Source organism: Butyrivibrio sp., assembly GCF_024699075.1.
Genome location: NZ_JAILQF010000182.1, coordinates 1 through 18,107 on the forward strand (window position 1 = coordinate 1; position 18,107 = coordinate 18,107).

Consider the following 18,107-nt stretch of genomic DNA (forward strand, 5'->3'; position numbering starts at 1 on the left):
AATCATATGAGCCCATTCCGCTAAGGTACTCATTTACTCTATCAATCATCCATTCTACGGAATGTTTCCTTTTAGCCATAAAAAATCCCCCTAAAGGAGACTTTGGTTATTTCCATTGTCTACTTTAGGGGAATCATATCATTGCGAGTTTATCTTCTTTTTCTTATGAGTATGTAATATATGATCTAAATGCTTCTAATTTATTTCCTATAATCATCCGATATCTTTTATGTAAAATTGTCATAAAAATATTTATTTTTAGCCTTAAGTTATGAGATTCTAATCCGATATAATAACTGAGCCATTATTTATTTCATTGCGAGGTGATAAGATGGAAAGTAAAATTCTGTTGGAAAATGGTACTAATGAGCTGGAGGTTTTGGAATTTAAAATCGACGATCACTGTTATGGAATAAACGTTGCCAAGATAAAAGAAATTATTACTTATCAGGAAGTAACGCCTGTTCCTAATGCACATCCAAGTATTGAAGGTATATTTATGCCGCGTGATATGATGATCACTGCAATAGACCTTCGTAATTGTTTGCAGAGAGGAACATCAAAACCTGGTGGTCTTTTCATAGTTACTAACTTCAATAAGTTGGATATAGCATTTCATGTTGATTCTGTAATCGGAATTCATCGTGTATCCTGGGCTGATATTATTAAACCCAATGCTACAATTTCTACAGCTGAACAGAGTATTTCCACAGGTATAATTAAATTTGAAGATCGTCTTATCATTATTCTTGACTTTGAGAAGATTGTATCTGATATTAATCCTAATACTGGTCTTAATATGGATCAGATCAAGGATATTGGACCTCGTACGAGAACTGATGTACCTATTGTTCTTGCGGAAGACTCTCAGCTTCTTAATAAGCTCATTGTTGATGCTCTTAATAAGGCAGGATATTCAAATGTAAGACACTTTGAAAATGGTAAGCTTGCATATGACTATATACAGGAGCTTAAGAAGAGAGAAAAGCTTGAACAGGTTAAATGTATCATTACTGACGTAGAGATGCCTATCATGGATGGTCATCGTCTTACTAAGCTTATTAAGAGTGATGATTCTACTAAAGATATTCCTCTTATCATTTTCTCATCACTTGTTAATGAAGAGATGAGAAGAAAGGGCGAATCTCTTGGAGCTGACAGACAGCTTTCAAAGCCTGAAATCGGTAATCTTGTTTCTGTTATAGATGAGCTCGTTCAGATTTCAGACGAGTAAATATTATTAGTATATAGGTTTTAACTCCCTTTGCAGGTGCAGGTATGATGATTACCTGATATTTTACAAAGGGAGTTTTTAATTTGCAGCCTATGTTATAACTGATTTATAATACATTTGCGCAATAAATACTAATAAAAAAAGAGGTTTTATATGGATAATATACTTTCAGCTTCACTTGACCAGACTAAAAAGGTTTTGATAGGACTTGGAGAGGAGTGGTCCTATAATTATAAAAATATTACAAATGATATAGCCTATAAAAATCTGATAGATCAGGCTAAAAACGGTTATGACTGGCTTATTCCTTATATCGAATATCATTATATGAAAAACCATGAGGATCCAAGAAAAGAATATTTTAAGAAGCTTTCTGATCTTATAAAAGATAAAGATTATTATATTATTTCTACTATATATGATTATTCTGATCCTGATAATTTTTTTGACCATGATAAAATGGTCTTTCCTTGCGGTAATATTGAATTTCTTCAACAAAAGCATAATGCAAACGGGGAACTTATAAAAGTAGATGATTCAAATGATATATCTGCTTTAATGCTACAAATAGATAATATACTAAAAAATAATGGGAAACTCTCCGAAATAAATAAAGTAATATATAGTGATGATGAGATGATTTTCAATCAAAAACGTCGCGAATGGCTAGGTGAGCAGTATAACGAAAAAGCTTATCTGCCAAAGTGGAGTGATTATCAGAACTGGCTGTCAGGAACATTGTCGGAGGATCTGCTTATTCTGGAACTTGGTGTAGGACTGGAATATCCGACTGTTATTCGTTTCCCGTTTGAAAAGATAGCATTTATCAATAATAAGGCATATATGATTCGTGTTCATGAAAAACTGTTTCAGTTGCCTGGTCATATAGTTAAGAAAGCGGTATCTGTACAAAGCAATTCGATGGATTACATAAAAGAAGCATGAGGACATTATGGCATCGATTGATAACAAAAATGAAATTGATGCATTATCAAGATTGGCTGGTAAAGTACCCGCCGAATCTTCTGATGCTCAAAATGAAATCGATGTTGATAATGAAGACTTGCAGGAAATCAATAAGCTGTTAGGTCATGTTGACAGAGGTGAGATTATTGATCCGAAACTCATGCAGGTTGCAGAGAATTACAAAGCTGCAGAAGTTTCTAGTGCTAATATTCCTCAGTACACTGTGGGGCAGGAATCACCAGATTTTTTTGACGATGATGAAGAAGAACAGGATCTTGATGAAGCTATAGCAGCTGCTGAAGAAGCAATGATGAAAATGGAACAAGAGCCTGCAACAGAAGAAACACAAGAAGAGATACAAAAGGAGCCTGCAACAGAAGAAATACAAGAAGAGATACAAGAGGAGCCTGTAACAGAAGAAACACAAGAGGAATTACAGGAAGAACCTTTAACAGAAGAAACACAAGATAAATTGCAGGAAGAGCCTGTTACAGATACAGCAACAGAAGATGTTCAAGAAGATACTGAAAATGATGAAGATTCTGAAAATGTCAGGTTGGAAACAGTTGAAGATATTTCAGTTACATCTGCAACAATAGAAGCTCAATCAGAAGAACCTGAATCAGATGAAACTCCTGAAACGGAGGAAGGTGCACCCATGGCTGATAATAATGTACCAGAAGTGCCAACTGCATCGGATGATCCTAATAAGAAGCTGTCACCTGAAGAGATAGCAGCTATGTTTGCTGCGGTCGGAGGTGGAGAAGGTGAGTCTGAACCTGAACCTTCAAGTGAGCCTGCAGCTCCTGAACCTTCAGATGATCCTAATAAGAAGCTGTCACCTGAAGAGATAGCAGCTATGTTTGCTGCGGCCGGAGGTGGAGAAGGCGAGTCTGAACCTGAACCTTCAAGTGAGCCTGAACCTTCAAGTGAGCCTGCAGCTTCTGAACCTTCAGATGATCCTAATAAACAGCTATCTCCTGATGAGATTGCAGCAATGTTTGCAGCAGCGGGCGGCGAAGAAGAAGCATCAAATGATGATTCTTCTGACGATGCAGTAAAAGAAGAAACTTCTGATGAACCTTCTGCTGACGATATTCTAAAATCAATGCAACCAGCGGATGACGATCCTAACAGGGCTCTTAGTTCTGACGAGATCGCTGCAATGTTCGCTGCTGCAGATGGTGGAGATGATGCACCTGCTCAAGAGAGTGAAGCGCAGGAAGATTCAGAAGAGGAAATATCTATAGAAGAACCTTCTGAAGAATCTGAAGGAGAGGAATCTAAGGAACCGGAAGCTGATAATGCTGGAGATGAACCAGGAGAGGCTGAAACAGAAAATGCTGAAGAGGCTGATTCAGCAGAGAATACTGAAGAAACAGCTGATGAATCTTCGGAAGAGAATACAGCCGATGAACTATCTCTTGATGATATAGAAGAACCTGCAGAAGGTGAAGATAGTAGCGGCGAAGAAAAAGCAGAAGATACTATAGAAGATAGCGTGGATGAAGATCTTGATTCTCTAATGGATTCACTTGGAAGTGATGATATGGATTCTTTAGAGAATGCTGATAAAGAAGCATCAGCTGATCAGGGAGAAGATCTTAATATAGAAGAAACGCCTGAAAGCGGAGGCGATGAATCAGGCTTGGATGAGCCTTCAGGTGGAGGCGATGAACTTAGTCTGGATGAGCCAGCTGGCGAAAGCAGTGACCTTAATCTTGAAGAAGAGGATGGAGGCGATGATCTTATGTCGCTTTCTGAAGAGGGTGCTGAATCTGAAGAAGCTCCTGATGAGGAAGAAGAGCCTGTTCCATCAAGTGATGAACTTGATGATATGGAGCTTGAGGCTAAGGATGCCAAGGGCAAAAAAGGTAAGAAGCCGGCTAAAGAGAAAAAGGCTAAAGAAGATGGTGGAGAAAAGAAAGGATTTTTTGCCAAGATTCTTTCAGCTCTTTTCAAAGATGAAGATGAAGAAGCAACTGCAAATGGAAATGTTGAGAATGATGAACTTGCGTCGCTTACAGATGAAAATCAGGCCGTCCTTAATGAAGTAGACGAAGACAAGAAGGGCAAAAAGAAAAAGAAGGAAAAAGAGCCTAAGCCAAAGAAGGAAAAGAAGCCTGCAAAGAAAAAAGAAAAGAAACCAAAGCAGCCTAAACAGCCAAAACCAAAGAAAGAAAAGAAACCAAAGAAACCTGAAGGACCACCACCAAAACCGATTCCGCCTAGAAAGTTCATTTTGGCCTTCCTTTTGGTATTACCAATTGGAATATTGTGCGCAATTCCGGCATACACTATACCGGGAAGTGCATTACATGATGAAGCGCAGCAGGCATTCCTTAGCGGTGATTACTTAACTGCATATAAAGATTATTATAGCTTATATCGCGAAGGTAAGCTTTCTGAAGATGATCAGATCCTTTATTGGAAGGCAAGATATATCTCTCAGATGAGACATTATTATGATCAGTATGAAGTGTTCGCATCTATGGGACTTACCGTCGAAGCCTTGAATGCACTTGTAAAAGGTGTCGATCAGTATGATGATATCATGGATGATGCAGCAAGGCTCAAGGAATTGGAACTTGAATATAAACCTGATTCAACACCGGATTCTTTGGTTGAAACTGAAGTCAATATAGCGTACTATAATATACAATCGGCGCTTGAGAGTGAATATGGCCTTACAATGGATGAAGTATATGAACTTATTGGTATAGAAAAGTCTACTGAATATACCAAGCAGCTTCAGATTATATGCGGCCTTAGAGCAGCGCCAGAGTAGCAGATGTATATGCAAAATGGGAGGATGAATTTTTGGTCGCTATATTGGATTATGATGCCGGAAATATCAAAAGTGTTGAAAAGGCATTTAAATTTCTTGGTGCTGATGTTGTAACTACGAGAGATGAGGCAGAGATTGCCAGAGCAGATCATGTTGTTTTGCCCGGAGTAGGTGCTTTTGGCGATGCAATGTCTAAACTTAATGAATACAAACTTGTGGATGTTATTAAAAAGACTGTAAAGTCAGACGTCCCTTTTATCGGAATATGCCTAGGCCTTCAGCTTATGTTCGATTCAAGTGAGGAATCGGAAGGAGTTGATGGTCTGGGTATTTTTCGTGGAAAAATAAGAAGAATTCCGCAAGCAAATGGTCTTAAGATACCTCAGATTGGATGGAATGATCTTACTTATGCCAAAAAAGGTCGCTTGTTTGAAGGTGTACCGGAACATTCTTTCGTATACTTTGTTCATTCATATTATCTTGATGCTATGGACAAGGATATTGTAACTGCAACAACAGATTATGGTGTTAAGGTAGAAGCTTCTGTTGAAAAAGGAAACGTCTTTGCATGTCAGTTTCATCCGGAAAAGAGCTCAGAAGTTGGAATGCAGATTTTAAAGAATTTTCTGGAGGTATAAGATATGCTGACTAAAAGAATAATACCATGTCTTGATGTAAAAGACGGAAGAGTTGTTAAGGGAATAAATTTTGTAGAGCTGAGAGATGCCGGAGATCCGGTGTCTGTAGGAGAAGCATATAGTAAAGCTGGTGCAGATGAGCTTGTCTTTCTGGATATAACTGCTACATCTGATGCCAGAGAGACTGTGGTTGATATGGTCAGAAAGGTTGCAGAAAGAGTATTCATTCCTTTTACTGTTGGAGGAGGAATAAGAACAGTAGAGGATATGAAAGCTATTTTGAGAGAAGGTGCAGATAAATGCGCTGTTAACTCAGCTGCTATAAACAGACCCGAGCTTATATCAGAAGGTGCCGACAAATTCGGAAGTCAGTGCGTCGTTGTAGCAATTGATGCCAGAAAAAGAGAAGATGGCAGCGGCTGGAATGTTTATAAAAACGGTGGCCGTATAGATACGGGACTAGATGCAATAGAATGGGCCATAAAGGCTGATAAGCTTGGTGCCGGAGAAATACTTCTAACAAGTATGGATGGTGATGGAACCAAGGCCGGATACGATATTGAGCTTACAAGAAAAATCGCTGATGCAGTAAGTATACCGGTTATAGCGTCAGGTGGTGCAGGTACTAAAGAGCATTTCTATGAAGCTTTGACGAAGGGCGGCGCTGATGCAGCTCTTGCAGCATCTCTTTTTCATTATAAGGAACTTGAGATAAATGAAGTCAAAGAATATCTTAAGGAAAAAAATGTTCCTGTAAGAATATAAATTTTTTTATACTAATAGAATAACAGAGGACTAGAAAATGGGATCAATCACAGGAGACTGGGCTAAAGCTATTGGAGATGAGTTCAGGAAACCTTACTATACTGATTTATACAAATTTATAAAAGAAGAATATTCTACACATGTAATTTATCCGCCATCAGAAGATATCTTCAATGCGCTACATCTTACGAATCTTCATGATGTAAAGGTGGTTATATTAGGACAGGATCCTTATCACGAACCTGGGCAGGCGCACGGATTGTGCTTTTCAGTAAGGCCTGAAGTTGATATCCCTCCGTCACTTGTTAATATCTACAAAGAACTTCATGATGATCTTGGTTGTAAGATTCCGGATAATGGATATCTTGTTCATTGGGCAGAACAGGGAGTATTGCTTCTTAACACTCTGCTTACTGTAAGAGCTCATCAGGCTTTTTCTCATAAAGGAAAAGGATGGGAAAACTTTACAGATGCTATTATAAGAGCAGTCAACAAGGAAGACAGGCCAATTGTCTATATGTTATGGGGAAGCCCTGCACAGAAGAAGGCAGAGATGCTTGATAATCCTAAGCATCTTATATTAAAAGCGCCTCATCCAAGTCCTTTATCTGCTTATAGAGGATTTTTTGGCTGTAAGCATTTTAGCCAGTGCAATGAATTTCTTGAAAGCCATGGTATTGAGAAGATAGACTGGCAGATACCTGATAAAGAGTGATGATGTTGAACTACAAAGGGTGAATAATCATCAGATAATGAGTGAAGAAGTTAACTGACAATTGTCAGGCAGATAACTGACAAAGAGTGAAATTGCTGCCTGACTAAATGTAAAGCAGTTATCTTATCAGTCTTTTATTACTCCACTACAAATTTAATCAATTTAAAAAACTTATTTTAAACTCTGTACAAGTGCGATGATTTATGGTACTTTACTAGAGTAAACGGTCAAATTGTATACAAAGATACAATTACACAAATAGAAAGGCATGATTTTTATATGAAAAAAGCTTTTATCAGCAAAGAACAGGCAGAAGCAATTGCCAAAGAGTATCCAACCCCCTTTTATATATATGATGAAAAGGCCATCAGAGAAAATGCCCGCGCTGTAAACAAGGCATTTTCATGGAATAAAGGTTTCCGTGAGTATTTCGCAGTTAAAGCTACTCCTAATCCGGAACTCCTTAAGATATTACTTGAAGAAGGATGCGGTTTCGACTGTTCATCCATGGCAGAGCTGGTTCTTTCAAGAGCAGTAGGTGCAAAAGGTTCAGATATTATGTTTTCTTCTAATGACACACCTGTAGAAGAATTCTTCTATGCTGATGAACTTGGAGCTATCATAAATCTTGATGATCTTACACATGTAGATTACTTTGTTGACAATAACATTCCTTTCCAGGAAACTATGTGCTGCAGATTTAATCCGGGCGGCGTATTTAAGATGAGTAACGGAATCATGGATAATCCTGGAGATTCCAAGTATGGAATGTCTGAAGAGCAGATGGCTCAGGCTTTTACAAAAATGATGGAAAGAGGCGTTAAGCATTTTGGAATTCACGCTTTTCTTGCCAGCAATACAGTTACTAATGAATATTATCCTCAGCTTGCAGGTCAGCTTTTCGAACTGGCTATAAGACTTAAAAAGGCTACCGGAGCTGACATTACTTTCATCAATCTTTCAGGCGGAGTAGGAATCCCGTATACACCTGATCAGACTGCTAATGATATTGCAGTTATAGGTGAGGGAGTACACAAAAAGTTTGATGAGATCATGGTTCCTGCTGGTCTTTCTGATGTAGCTATCTATACAGAGATGGGAAGATTTATGATGGGACCTTATGGAAGCCTTGTTACAAGAGCTATTCATGAGAAGCATATCTATAAAGAGTACATAGGAGTTGATGCTTGTGCAGCTAATCTTATGCGCCCTGCTATGTATGGCTCTTATCATCATATTACTGTTCTTGGCAAAGAGAATGAGCCTTGCGATTGTACATATGATGTGACAGGTTCACTTTGTGAGAATAATGATAAGTTTGCTATAGATAGAAAGCTTCCCAAGATTGAAATGGGCGATCTTATCTATATTCATGATGCCGGTGCACATGGATTTGCGATGGGTTATAATTATAATGGTCGTCTGTGGAGTAGTGAGCTTTTATTACAAGAAGACGGAAGCGTTAGATGTATAAGAAGAGCTCAGACTATGAGAGATTATTTTGCAACATTCGATGAGCTTCCTATAATGGGTGCTATCGAAGATGCCATACAGGAATCCGGTCAGCTTTGATAATATTGAAGATGCCATACAGGATTTTGATCAGCTTAAATAATTAAGTATATTCGGGCATAACATGCTCTATGATTATATTTGGAAGGTGGAGAAACAAAGGCAATGAAGAACGCAAAGAGTGATGTGAAGAAGTACACAGAAATGTCTAAGGAGGAGCTTACATCAGAGCTTGCTTCTCTTAAGAAAGAGTACGAAAAGTATCAGGCAATGGAGATGACACTTGATATGAGTCGTGGTAAGCCATGCAAAGAGCAGCTTGATCTTTCTATGGGAATGATGGATGTTTTAAGTTCAGACTCAGATCTTGTATGTGAAGATGGTACAGATTGTCGTAACTATGGTGTACTTACAGGTATTGATGAAGCTAAAGAGCTTCTTTCCGATATGATGGAGAACAATCCTGATAATATTATTATCTTTGGTAATTCTTCTCTTAATGTTATGTATGATTGCATAAGCCGTTCATTTACTCATGGTGTAATGGGCAATACTCCATGGTGCAAGCTTGATAAAGTTAAGTGGCTGTGCCCTGCACCTGGATATGACAGACATTTTGCCATAACAGAGTACTTTGGTATCGAGATGATCCCTGTTCCTATGTCACCTGAAGGTCCTGATATGGATATGATCGAGAAGCTTGTTGCTGAAGATGAGAGCATAAAGGGAATCTGGTGCGTGCCGAAATATTCCAATCCTCAGGGATATTCATATTCAGATGTAACAGTAAGACGTTTTGCAAACCTTAAACCAGCTGCACATGATTTCCGTATATACTGGGATAATGCTTATGGTATCCATCATTTGTATGACAAAGAGCAGGACTATCTTATTGAGATTCTTGCTGAATGTAAGAAGGCAGGAAATCCTGATCTTGTATATAAATTTGCTTCAACATCAAAGATTACTTTCCCTGGCTCCGGTATAGCTGCAATGGCTACAAGTCTTAATAATATGGAAGATATTGTTAAGCAGATGGGATTCCAGACAATCGGTCACGATAAGGTTAATCAGCTTCGTCATGTTAGATATTTCAAGGATATCCATGGAATGGTCGAACACATGAAAAAACAGGCTGATATCTTAAGACCTAAGTTTGAAGCAGTAGAGAATATTTTTGAAGAGAATCTTGGCGGACTTGGAATCGGTGAGTGGACTAATCCAAAGGGCGGATATTTTATAAGCTTCGATTCTATGCCTGGATGTGCCAAGAAGATTGTTGCATATTGTAAGAAGGCCGGAGTTAAGCTTACAGGCGCAGGATCTACATATCCTTATCACAAGGATCCTACAGATAGTAATATCCGTATTGCTCCTACATATCCTTCACTTGCTGACCTTAAAACTGCAGCAACACTCTTTACACTTTGTGTTAAATATGTAAGTGTCGAGAAATTATTATCTACAATGGACTGATATTATGACGTAAGGGTCAAAAGTCATTTCGATTCGAGCTTGCTCGAAATCGAATATGAATTTATGACCCGTCAAACATGAGCAAAGTAGCACGTAGTGCGGATTTGTGAATGTTTGAGGATTGTGGGAGTTTCGTAGAAACGGAACAATCCGGTAGTCATATGGTGTCAAAAGGAACTTTTGACACCTACCTTATATTTTTATAAAGAGACTTGTTGACATTAGTTATATAATGGGTAGAATCCATGGAAGAAACTATTGACGAATTCATAAGTTATTTAGGCAATGTCAGAGAAGCAAAAGAGAATTCATTACAGTCATACAGGCGTGATCTTACACGCCTGATGATTGCTATGCGCAAAGAGAATATAAACAGCTGGTCGGAAGTTACTGAAGACCAGCTTTCTTCGTATGTAAGTAATATGAATGAGCAGCTTATGGCAGATACTACAATATCAAGACATATTTCATCCATTCGTTCTTTTTGGCATTTTATGGTTGAAAATGGTGAGCTTGATAATGATATAACCGATGGCTTAAAAGCACCACATATAGAGAAGACACTTCCTAAGATCCTTACTGAGCGTGAGATAGCGTCTCTTTTAGAACAGCCTGATCTGAATACTCCTAAGGGCAAAAGAGATAAGGCTATGCTGGAGCTTCTCTTTGCTACCGGCATACGTGTAAGTGAAATAGCCAGCTTAAAGATAGATGATATAGAATTCAGACTTAACTGTATCGACTTTAAAAGCTTTGGACAGGACAGAATAGTTCCTTTTGGTCATCATGCAAGAAGCGCCATAATGGACTACTTAAAGGGCGGAAGACTTAAGCTTCTTGGTGATACTTATGATGAAGGTATACTATTTCTATCGGCAACAGGTGGAAAAGCCATGAGCAGACAGGGTGTGTGGAAGATGATCAAGAAGTATGGAAAAATGGCTGGAATTAAATCAGACATAACGCCGTTTTCCATAAGACATACTTTCGCTTCTCATATGATAGAAAATGGCGCCGATATCCAGGTTGTCCAGGAAATGCTCGGTCATATAGATATTGCTTCTACTCAGAAGTATGCTGATAATAAGCATAATTATATAAGAGAGATATATCAGAGAACTCAGCCAAGATAATAAAAACCTTCGTATTAGTATATGACTTTATAGCAATCATATATCAATACGAAGGTTTTATTACATATAGATAAAAAGCAAATTGCGAGTTTGATGTATATTTTATAATCAGCTAAGCTCTGCGATATCGTAGAGAAGCTTTTCTGTTGCAGCCCATCCAAGGCATGGATCTGTGATGGACTTACCATAGATTCCTTCACCTATCTTCTGAGCACCTTCTTCAATATAGCTTTCGATCATAACACCCTTTACAAGTTTTCTGATCTCATCTGAATGCTGGCGGCTATGAAGCACCTCTTTGACAATTCTAACCTGTTCACGATATTTTTTGCCGGAGTTATTGTGATTAGAATCAACGATAACTGCAGGATTGACTATATCCTGTTCCTGGTAGAGCTGATTAACGAGGCTTAAATCTTCATAATGATAGTTTGGTATATTACGTCCGTTCTTGTTCTGAGATCCACGAAGAACACAGTGAGCAAGAGGGTTACCGGATGTATTAACCTCATATCCTCTGTAAAGGAAAGAATGAGGACGCTGAGCTGCATAGATGGAATTGAGCATTACTGTAAGATATCCGCTTGTGGGATTCTTCATTCCAGCAGGTACATCAAAACCGCTGGCAGTCATTCTGTGCTGTTGATCTTCAACTGAACGGGCACCTATTGCTACATATGAGAGAATATCCTCAACATATCCCCAGTTTTCAGGATAGAGCATTTCATCTGCAGAAGTAAGTCCTGACTCTTCGATTGCACGGATGTGCATGTGACGCATGGCAATAAGACCCTGTCTGAAATCAGGCTTTCCTTCAGGATCTGGCTGTGAGGTGATTCCTTTATAACCTTCTCCTGTTGTACGTGGCTTATTGGTATAGATACGAGGAATAAGTATGAGCTTATCTTTTACCTTATCGTTAACTTTGGCAAGACGTGATACGTAGTCGATAACAGCTTCTTCATTATCTGCTGAACAAGGTCCTACAATAACAAGAAATTTATCGCTTTTACCTGTAAAGACATCGGCAATAGCTTTATCTCTTTCTTTCTTGATCTCTTTCAGTGATGCTGCAACAGGGAATTCTTCCTGTATTTCCTGCGGTGTTGGAACCTTTTGAATGTACTCGAATGACATGGTGCTCCTTTCAAAAATGGTAAAAATAGTATAGTTTTTTTACCATAAAATACTTTTGTGCTTTGGCGCTTTAAAGCGCCGATATAAAGTATAACATATTTTCCATAAAAATAAAGATGTTATTAATTATTTTAAGTAATTAAATAAAAGTCAAGTAAAATTGTAAGAAGAGCTAAATATTATTTGGTTTAAATATGAAGAATAATGGATTGAACACAGAAACATTTTAATAATTTAAAGAGTGAGCATATATAGAATAATGAAAATTCATTAAAAATACCCCAAAATATGTCGTTCATCCTATAAAACTAACGTTCTGTCAGATTTTATGTGATATTCTATAAAACAGTGCTACATTATAATTATCAAAAAAAATAATATGAGGTGCGTTAATGAATGTTCAGATAAGTAATGAAGATTTTGCCTGGTCACAGCAGGCTATAGGAAAGCTCTCAAGATATTTTGAGCAAAATGTCGTAGGGCAGAAACTTTTGGAAAGGTCAATGATAGCTGCACTGCTTGGTAATGGCCATGTACTTGTAGAGTCAGTTCCTGGACTTGCAAAGACTACAGCAGCGAGAGCTCTGGCTGATGCTGTTGGCGGAAAATTTTCAAGAATTCAGTGTACTCCTGACCTTTTGCCGGGAGATATAGTTGGTACACAGATATACAGACAGGACTCTGGCAAGTTTGAAACAGTTCTTGGACCTGTATTTGCTAATATTGTACTTCTTGATGAGATCAACAGATCAAGTGCAAAGACACAGAGTGCGATGCTTGAGGCCATGCAGGAGAAACAGGTTACAATTGGCGGAAACTCATATCATATGCCTGAAGATACATTTTTTGTAATAGCTACGCAGAACCCCATTGAGCAGGAAGGAACATATCCGCTTTCTGAGGCACAGGCAGATCGTTTCCTTATTAAAGAGAAGATATCTTATCCGTCTATTCAGGAAGAGGTATCAATCCTTAATATGATGGAAGCGATTGATAATGACGTGATCAAAGAGAAGCAACCACCTGTTCTTTCTATAGCAGAGATTGCAAGGCTTCAGAAGATTGTAGCAGGTATATACTGCGATCCTACAGTCAAGAATTATATAGCTGCAATTGTAGCAGCAACAAGATGTGCAGATCAGTATCTGCCTGTAAATCTTAAAGGTTATGTAAGTCTTGGTGCCAGCCCTCGTGCAACTATAGCTTTCCTTAAGATGGGTAAGGCTCTTGCTCTTATGCAGGGAAGACTTTTCGTAACACCTGATGATGTTAAGAGTATTTCAAGACAGGTGCTCAGACACCGTATATCGCTTCGCTACCTTGCGGCAGCAGATGGAATCAATGAGGACATGATTGTAGATGGTATTGTAAGAGCAATCAGAACTCCGTGAAAGGAATAAGACCATATGATGGGGAAAAAGCATAATGCAAATCCGCTCAGGCTTCGCCCTGACTATGAGGCATTAAACCTTCCGGCAGCAGAAATACATTTTAACAACTTTTCAAAGACAATAGGCCGCACTGATGGTGCTTTCAGATCTGTTTTCAGAGGTAGAAGCATGGAACTTGAGGATCTGAGAGAGTACGTAGCTGGTGATAATCTGCGTGATATTGACTGGAAATCTTCTTCAAGAACAGGCGAGATCCTTGTAAGGAACTATGTTGCAGACAAGAAGAGAAGATTTATGTTTGTAGTGGATACGGGCAAGAATATGCTTGGAGCTATGCCGGATGGCCATTCCAAGACGGCAGCAGGTATCATAACTGCGGCAAGTGCAGCCTATATGTGCACTAAAGCGGGCGCTGAATACCAGATAATTGGAGGCTTGGAAGCAGGAAGAGTAGAAAGATATTCAAGCGGTCCCGGATTTTTGGAAGGACAGTTAAGGCGCCTTGAAGGATGCTATAATATGAGCGTTAAGCTCGCGGGCAAAAGAAAAAAGGATCTTTCAAATGAATTTAACATGCAGCTTAAACGAATAGTGGCAACTCCAATGAGAAGTGTCTCTCTTTTTCTGATAACCGATCTGTATGGAGTGTTAACTCTTGATGACAGGCTTATAAAGAGTATATGTACTGTTCGTGATCTGTATGTGATCTTAATGGAAGATGCAGACTGGGGAAGCAGTCATATTTATAATGCTCAGACTGGTGTGGCTGTTTCTGAATATCTGTCTTATTCTTCAAGTATGGCGGATGAGATCAGCACGAAAAAAGCAGATCTTTTGTCCAAAGCGATGAGAAATCTTCGCGCATGCGGCGCTTCTTATGATATAGTCAGAAGCACGCAGGATATAACGGAATCAATAATTAAAGTATTAAACAAGGGAGTGGGCTGATGGAATTCTCAATTTCTCTTCAAAATGCATTTTTTGATGACAAATATTTATACATAATCTTAATATCTCTTGTTCTGGCATCACTTATATGCTTTGTCACATTTTGTCTTATAAGGGTCGAAAAGCCTGTAGTTTCAGTTGTAAATAAACCTGCAGACAAGACCGGTGACATGATAGAGCAAAAGCGCAGAGAGACTCTGTCTAAGCTTAATCTGCTTGATGAAAAGTATAGAAGAAATGAGATAAGCGTAAGAGAGACAAGTACTATCATAAGTATTACAGTAAGAGATTTCTTGTCTTATGTTACCGGTAAGGAGATGGATTGCAGCACTCTTACTGAGATGTATAAATGGAACAGCAAAGATCTTACAAAGCTTATTGGATGTCTTTATGGCGCAGAGTTTTCAAAATATTCAGCAAAGGATGCAGCAAACTTTTTAAGAGATGCTAAAAGACTGGTGGCAGCATGGAGATAGAACTTAGAAATGAAAACCTGGCAATATGGGTCTCTATAGGAGCAGCAATTATAATTGCCGGCATATTCGGATTTAGAGAATATAAAAAAAGAAAAGCTCTTTCAGCCGATGAAATGAGCAAATACATGGGCTATGGTGCCATGTGGATGGTTGACAGTATGAAGGGCTACAGGGTCAGAAAAGTGATCCATACAGTTCTTAATGTAATAGGTATTGCAGGTATTACAATGAGTATTTTGTCATCTGCATATCTTATGGGAAGACCTTCTTATACTGAAGAAGTAACAACAGGAGTACAGAGAAGAGACATTTTCCTTTGTCTTGATATATCATATTCACTTTATGCTCTTAATTATGATTTTGTAAGTAACTTAAAGAGTGTTGTTGAGGGACTTGACGGAGACAGAGTTGGTATTTCTATATATAACACTTCATCTGTTCTTTATATGCCGCTTACAGACGACAAGGAGTTCGCTTGCGAAAAGCTTGATGAACTCGAACAGTATTTTATCAATCAGAACAGATATGTTGAATTATACGAAAAGTATTACGATGATATAACAGAAGAAGAGGAAGAGGAGTTTTACGAATTAATAGATGAACTTTTGGAATTTGAAGCCGGAGTTGCAGTTAATAGTGACAGGCTTGGAAGCTCACTTATTGGAGAAGGTCTTGCAACCTGTTTGTATGACTTCCCATCACTTGAAGATGAGGAGAGAACAAGAATAATACTTATGGTAACTGATAATGCTGAAAATGCATATCAGAAGCCTATTGTAAGACTTCCGGAAGCTGCTGATCTTTGTGCCAAGAATGATGTTGTATTATTCAGTATATTCCCTCCGGAAGATACATTTGAAGAAATGAACTATGGATATGACTTTGATGAACTCAGCGATGAGCTGAGAGACTCAAGCGTTAAGACAGGCGGAGCTTTCTATATTGCTAATGATGATCTTGATACAAAAGGCATAGTCAGTGATATACAGTCACACGAAGCAATGCAGGTCGATGAGATTACAGAGACGAGAACATATGATATGCCAAAGACACCATTCATTTTTATTATAGTAGGAATATGCGCACTGGCTGCTGCAAGAGCGGGAGGTGCATGTTGACAACAAATCCTATACTTCCTATCATAGTTATCATTTTATTAATTGCACTTATCTTTGCGGGTCTTTTTATCGGTATCATAAGATCACATGTTGGTATTGGCAGGAAGATCATAGAAACAGTTATAACTGTTCTTATCTGTATCTGTATATATGTCATAAATTTAAGGGTCATGATACCGTCTAATGAAGCTACTGTAACGGTTCCAAGTCTTAATGTGCTTTTTGTTGTAGACTCAACTCTTAGCATGTGGGCGGAGGACTATGACGGTGATTCAAGCCGTTTGGACGGGACAAGGGAAGCTTGTAATGCTATTATGGATGAGCTGTCAGGTAGCTCTTTTGCCCTTATCTCTTTTACCAACGAGGCAGAAGTAAGAATTCCGCTTACTCCTGACAGACAGTCGATAACAGACGCACTTGACTATATGTACAAAGAAAGTAAGTATGCAGCAAAGGGAAGTAACTTAAACAGTGCTGTAGATGAAATGGACAGAATACTTACCCACATGAGATCAGAGTATGATTCAAGACAGACTATAGTATTCTTCTTCTCAGATGGAGAGGAAACCTATGAATCTGATGAGGATAAATCTTCAGAAGATGCAGATGATTCCAAGGAAGATGATGAAGATGGTGCTTCATCAGGTAGCGCTTATTCAGCATATTCAAAGCTTCTTGGCAAAGTAGATGGCGGAGCTGTTATAGGTGTTGGATCTGAGGACGGAGCTACAATGACCGACAAAGATGGCAACGATATATATGATCCTCAGACTGGAGAACTCGCGGTTTCCTGCATTGGAGAGGATAGCCTTGAAACTATTGCTTCTAAGATCGGAGTAGAATACATTCACATGGAAGAAGTGGATGATATTGATGAAGTAGTTGAGGCGATTATTGCTGACGCTGCTTATGAAGCTGAACTTAGAGAAGATACTGAGAACAAAGAGGATACATATTATTATGTACTTCCTGTGCTTATGCTCCTTATGGTATCCGAGATTCTATTATTTAGAAAGTAATAGATAGTAAAAGAGGAATAATTAATGAAAAAGGTAAAGTTTGGTTTTTTGGCTGCTGCATTTGTTATTGCACTTCTTGCCATGATAATGTTATGTAGAATCGGAACCAACCACGTTTATGCTAAGATGGTTGATTCAGGAAATTATTATATACTTATGGAGAGCATGGAAGATGAAGAGCGCTACACCAATATGGAAGAAAAAGTGCTTGAGTTTCTCCCTTATGATGCCTATATAATGGATTATAATCTTGCTAATGCTCATTACAAGAATGCAGATTATTCCAAGGCTCAGATTTATTATGAGAAGTGTCTTGAATTTGAGCTTCCACAGGATAGAGACTGCTCTGTCAGGATCAACCTTACAATGACCAAGATACAGCAGATCGATTTTAATACGATCTATACAGGTTATGAGGCATTTAAGAATGATGAAGAGGTTGATAAAGAGGCTCTTATTGATAAAATAGATGAAGTAATAGACGAGCTTAAACAGGACAGAGAGATAATCACTGTTAATAACTGTGCCGGAGCTGAGGATGACAATGGTCATAGTCAGGAAGCCGAGAGTCTTAAAAAGGATATTGATGATAAGATAAAAGAGCTCGAGGATATGAAAGAAGAGATCCAGAAGAAAATAGACGAAGAAAAGCAAGAGCAGCAACAGGATCAGCAAGAGCAGCAGGATAATAACGATCAAAATGAGGAAAATGATCAGAATCAGGATCAACAGGAAGAGAATGATCAAAATAGTGAAGAAGAGTCAGAACCTGATGATGTAAGTGATGATCG

At 38.5% G+C, this 18,107-nt stretch carries 16 protein-coding genes; 15 read left to right on the top strand and 1 reads right to left on the bottom strand.

Features of this window, described 5'->3' with window-relative positions; all coding sequences use genetic code 11:
- The first annotated feature begins 331 nt into the window (after positions 1–331).
- The 9 genes from K6G87_RS07095 to K6G87_RS07135 all read left to right on the top strand — a co-directional run bounded on the left by K6G87_RS07095 (position 332) and on the right by K6G87_RS07135 (position 11,227).
- On the top strand, positions 332–1,234 hold the full coding sequence (locus tag K6G87_RS07095) for a chemotaxis protein (protein ID WP_296835349.1): 903 nt from the start codon (positions 332–334) through the stop codon (positions 1,232–1,234).
- 153 nt (positions 1,235–1,387) lie between these two features.
- Positions 1,388–2,179 carry a hypothetical protein gene (locus tag K6G87_RS07100; RefSeq protein ID WP_296835351.1) on the top strand — a complete coding sequence of 264 codons (792 nt, stop codon included), beginning with the start codon at positions 1,388–1,390 and terminating at the stop codon, positions 2,177–2,179.
- 7 nt (positions 2,180–2,186) lie between these two features.
- The gene (locus K6G87_RS07105; protein WP_296835353.1) at positions 2,187–4,988 is read left to right on the top strand and encodes a hypothetical protein; all 2,802 of its coding nucleotides are present in this window, start codon (positions 2,187–2,189) and stop codon (positions 4,986–4,988) included.
- A gap of 32 nt (positions 4,989–5,020) precedes the next feature.
- On the top strand, positions 5,021–5,626 hold the full coding sequence (gene hisH / locus K6G87_RS07110) for an imidazole glycerol phosphate synthase subunit HisH (RefSeq protein WP_296835355.1): 606 nt from the start codon (positions 5,021–5,023) through the stop codon (positions 5,624–5,626).
- Positions 5,627–5,629: 3 nt separating this feature from the next.
- Positions 5,630–6,391 carry an imidazole glycerol phosphate synthase subunit HisF gene (gene hisF / locus K6G87_RS07115; RefSeq protein ID WP_296835357.1) on the top strand — a complete coding sequence of 254 codons (762 nt, stop codon included), beginning with the start codon at positions 5,630–5,632 and terminating at the stop codon, positions 6,389–6,391.
- A gap of 37 nt (positions 6,392–6,428) precedes the next feature.
- Positions 6,429–7,106, top strand: coding sequence for a uracil-DNA glycosylase (gene ung / locus K6G87_RS07120; RefSeq protein WP_296835358.1), 678 nt, complete (start codon positions 6,429–6,431; stop codon positions 7,104–7,106).
- A 279-nt stretch (positions 7,107–7,385) separates the two neighbouring features.
- Positions 7,386–8,678, top strand: a complete 1,293-nt coding sequence (locus tag K6G87_RS07125; RefSeq protein ID WP_296835360.1) for a diaminopimelate decarboxylase — start codon at positions 7,386–7,388, stop codon at positions 8,676–8,678.
- Positions 8,679–8,804: 126 nt separating this feature from the next.
- Positions 8,805–10,094: an aminotransferase class I/II-fold pyridoxal phosphate-dependent enzyme gene (locus tag K6G87_RS07130; RefSeq protein ID WP_296835376.1), complete on the top strand. Its 1,290-nt coding sequence runs from the start codon at positions 8,805–8,807 to the stop codon at positions 10,092–10,094.
- A gap of 245 nt (positions 10,095–10,339) precedes the next feature.
- Positions 10,340–11,227 carry a tyrosine recombinase gene (locus tag K6G87_RS07135; protein ID WP_296835362.1) on the top strand — a complete coding sequence of 296 codons (888 nt, stop codon included), beginning with the start codon at positions 10,340–10,342 and terminating at the stop codon, positions 11,225–11,227.
- A gap of 108 nt (positions 11,228–11,335) precedes the next feature.
- Here K6G87_RS07135 and K6G87_RS07140 read toward each other — a convergent pair whose 3' ends face one another.
- A complete protein-coding gene (locus K6G87_RS07140; RefSeq protein ID WP_296835364.1) occupies positions 11,336–12,364 on the bottom strand; it encodes a 3-deoxy-7-phosphoheptulonate synthase in 1,029 nt (342 codons plus the stop codon).
- Positions 12,365–12,756: 392 nt separating this feature from the next.
- Between K6G87_RS07140 and K6G87_RS07145 the strand changes: the two genes are divergently transcribed.
- From K6G87_RS07145 to K6G87_RS07170, 6 genes are all read left to right on the top strand, one after another.
- Entirely contained in the window at positions 12,757–13,755 is a 999-nt protein-coding gene (locus K6G87_RS07145; protein WP_296835366.1) for an AAA family ATPase, read from the top strand.
- A 15-nt stretch (positions 13,756–13,770) separates the two neighbouring features.
- On the top strand, positions 13,771–14,703 hold the full coding sequence (locus K6G87_RS07150) for a DUF58 domain-containing protein (protein WP_296835368.1): 933 nt from the start codon (positions 13,771–13,773) through the stop codon (positions 14,701–14,703).
- A complete protein-coding gene (locus tag K6G87_RS07155; RefSeq protein ID WP_296835369.1) occupies positions 14,703–15,179 on the top strand; it encodes a hypothetical protein in 477 nt (158 codons plus the stop codon). Before K6G87_RS07150 ends, K6G87_RS07155 begins: the two co-directional genes overlap by 1 nt.
- Positions 15,170–16,297 carry a hypothetical protein gene (locus K6G87_RS07160; RefSeq protein ID WP_296835371.1) on the top strand — a complete coding sequence of 376 codons (1,128 nt, stop codon included), beginning with the start codon at positions 15,170–15,172 and terminating at the stop codon, positions 16,295–16,297. Before K6G87_RS07155 ends, K6G87_RS07160 begins: the two co-directional genes overlap by 10 nt.
- Positions 16,291–17,316: a vWA domain-containing protein gene (locus K6G87_RS07165; RefSeq protein ID WP_296835373.1), complete on the top strand. Its 1,026-nt coding sequence runs from the start codon at positions 16,291–16,293 to the stop codon at positions 17,314–17,316. Before K6G87_RS07160 ends, K6G87_RS07165 begins: the two co-directional genes overlap by 7 nt.
- Before the next feature lie 24 nt (positions 17,317–17,340).
- Positions 17,341–18,107 (top strand): hypothetical protein (locus K6G87_RS07170; RefSeq protein WP_296835375.1); only part of this gene is annotated, 767 nt, incomplete at its 3' end.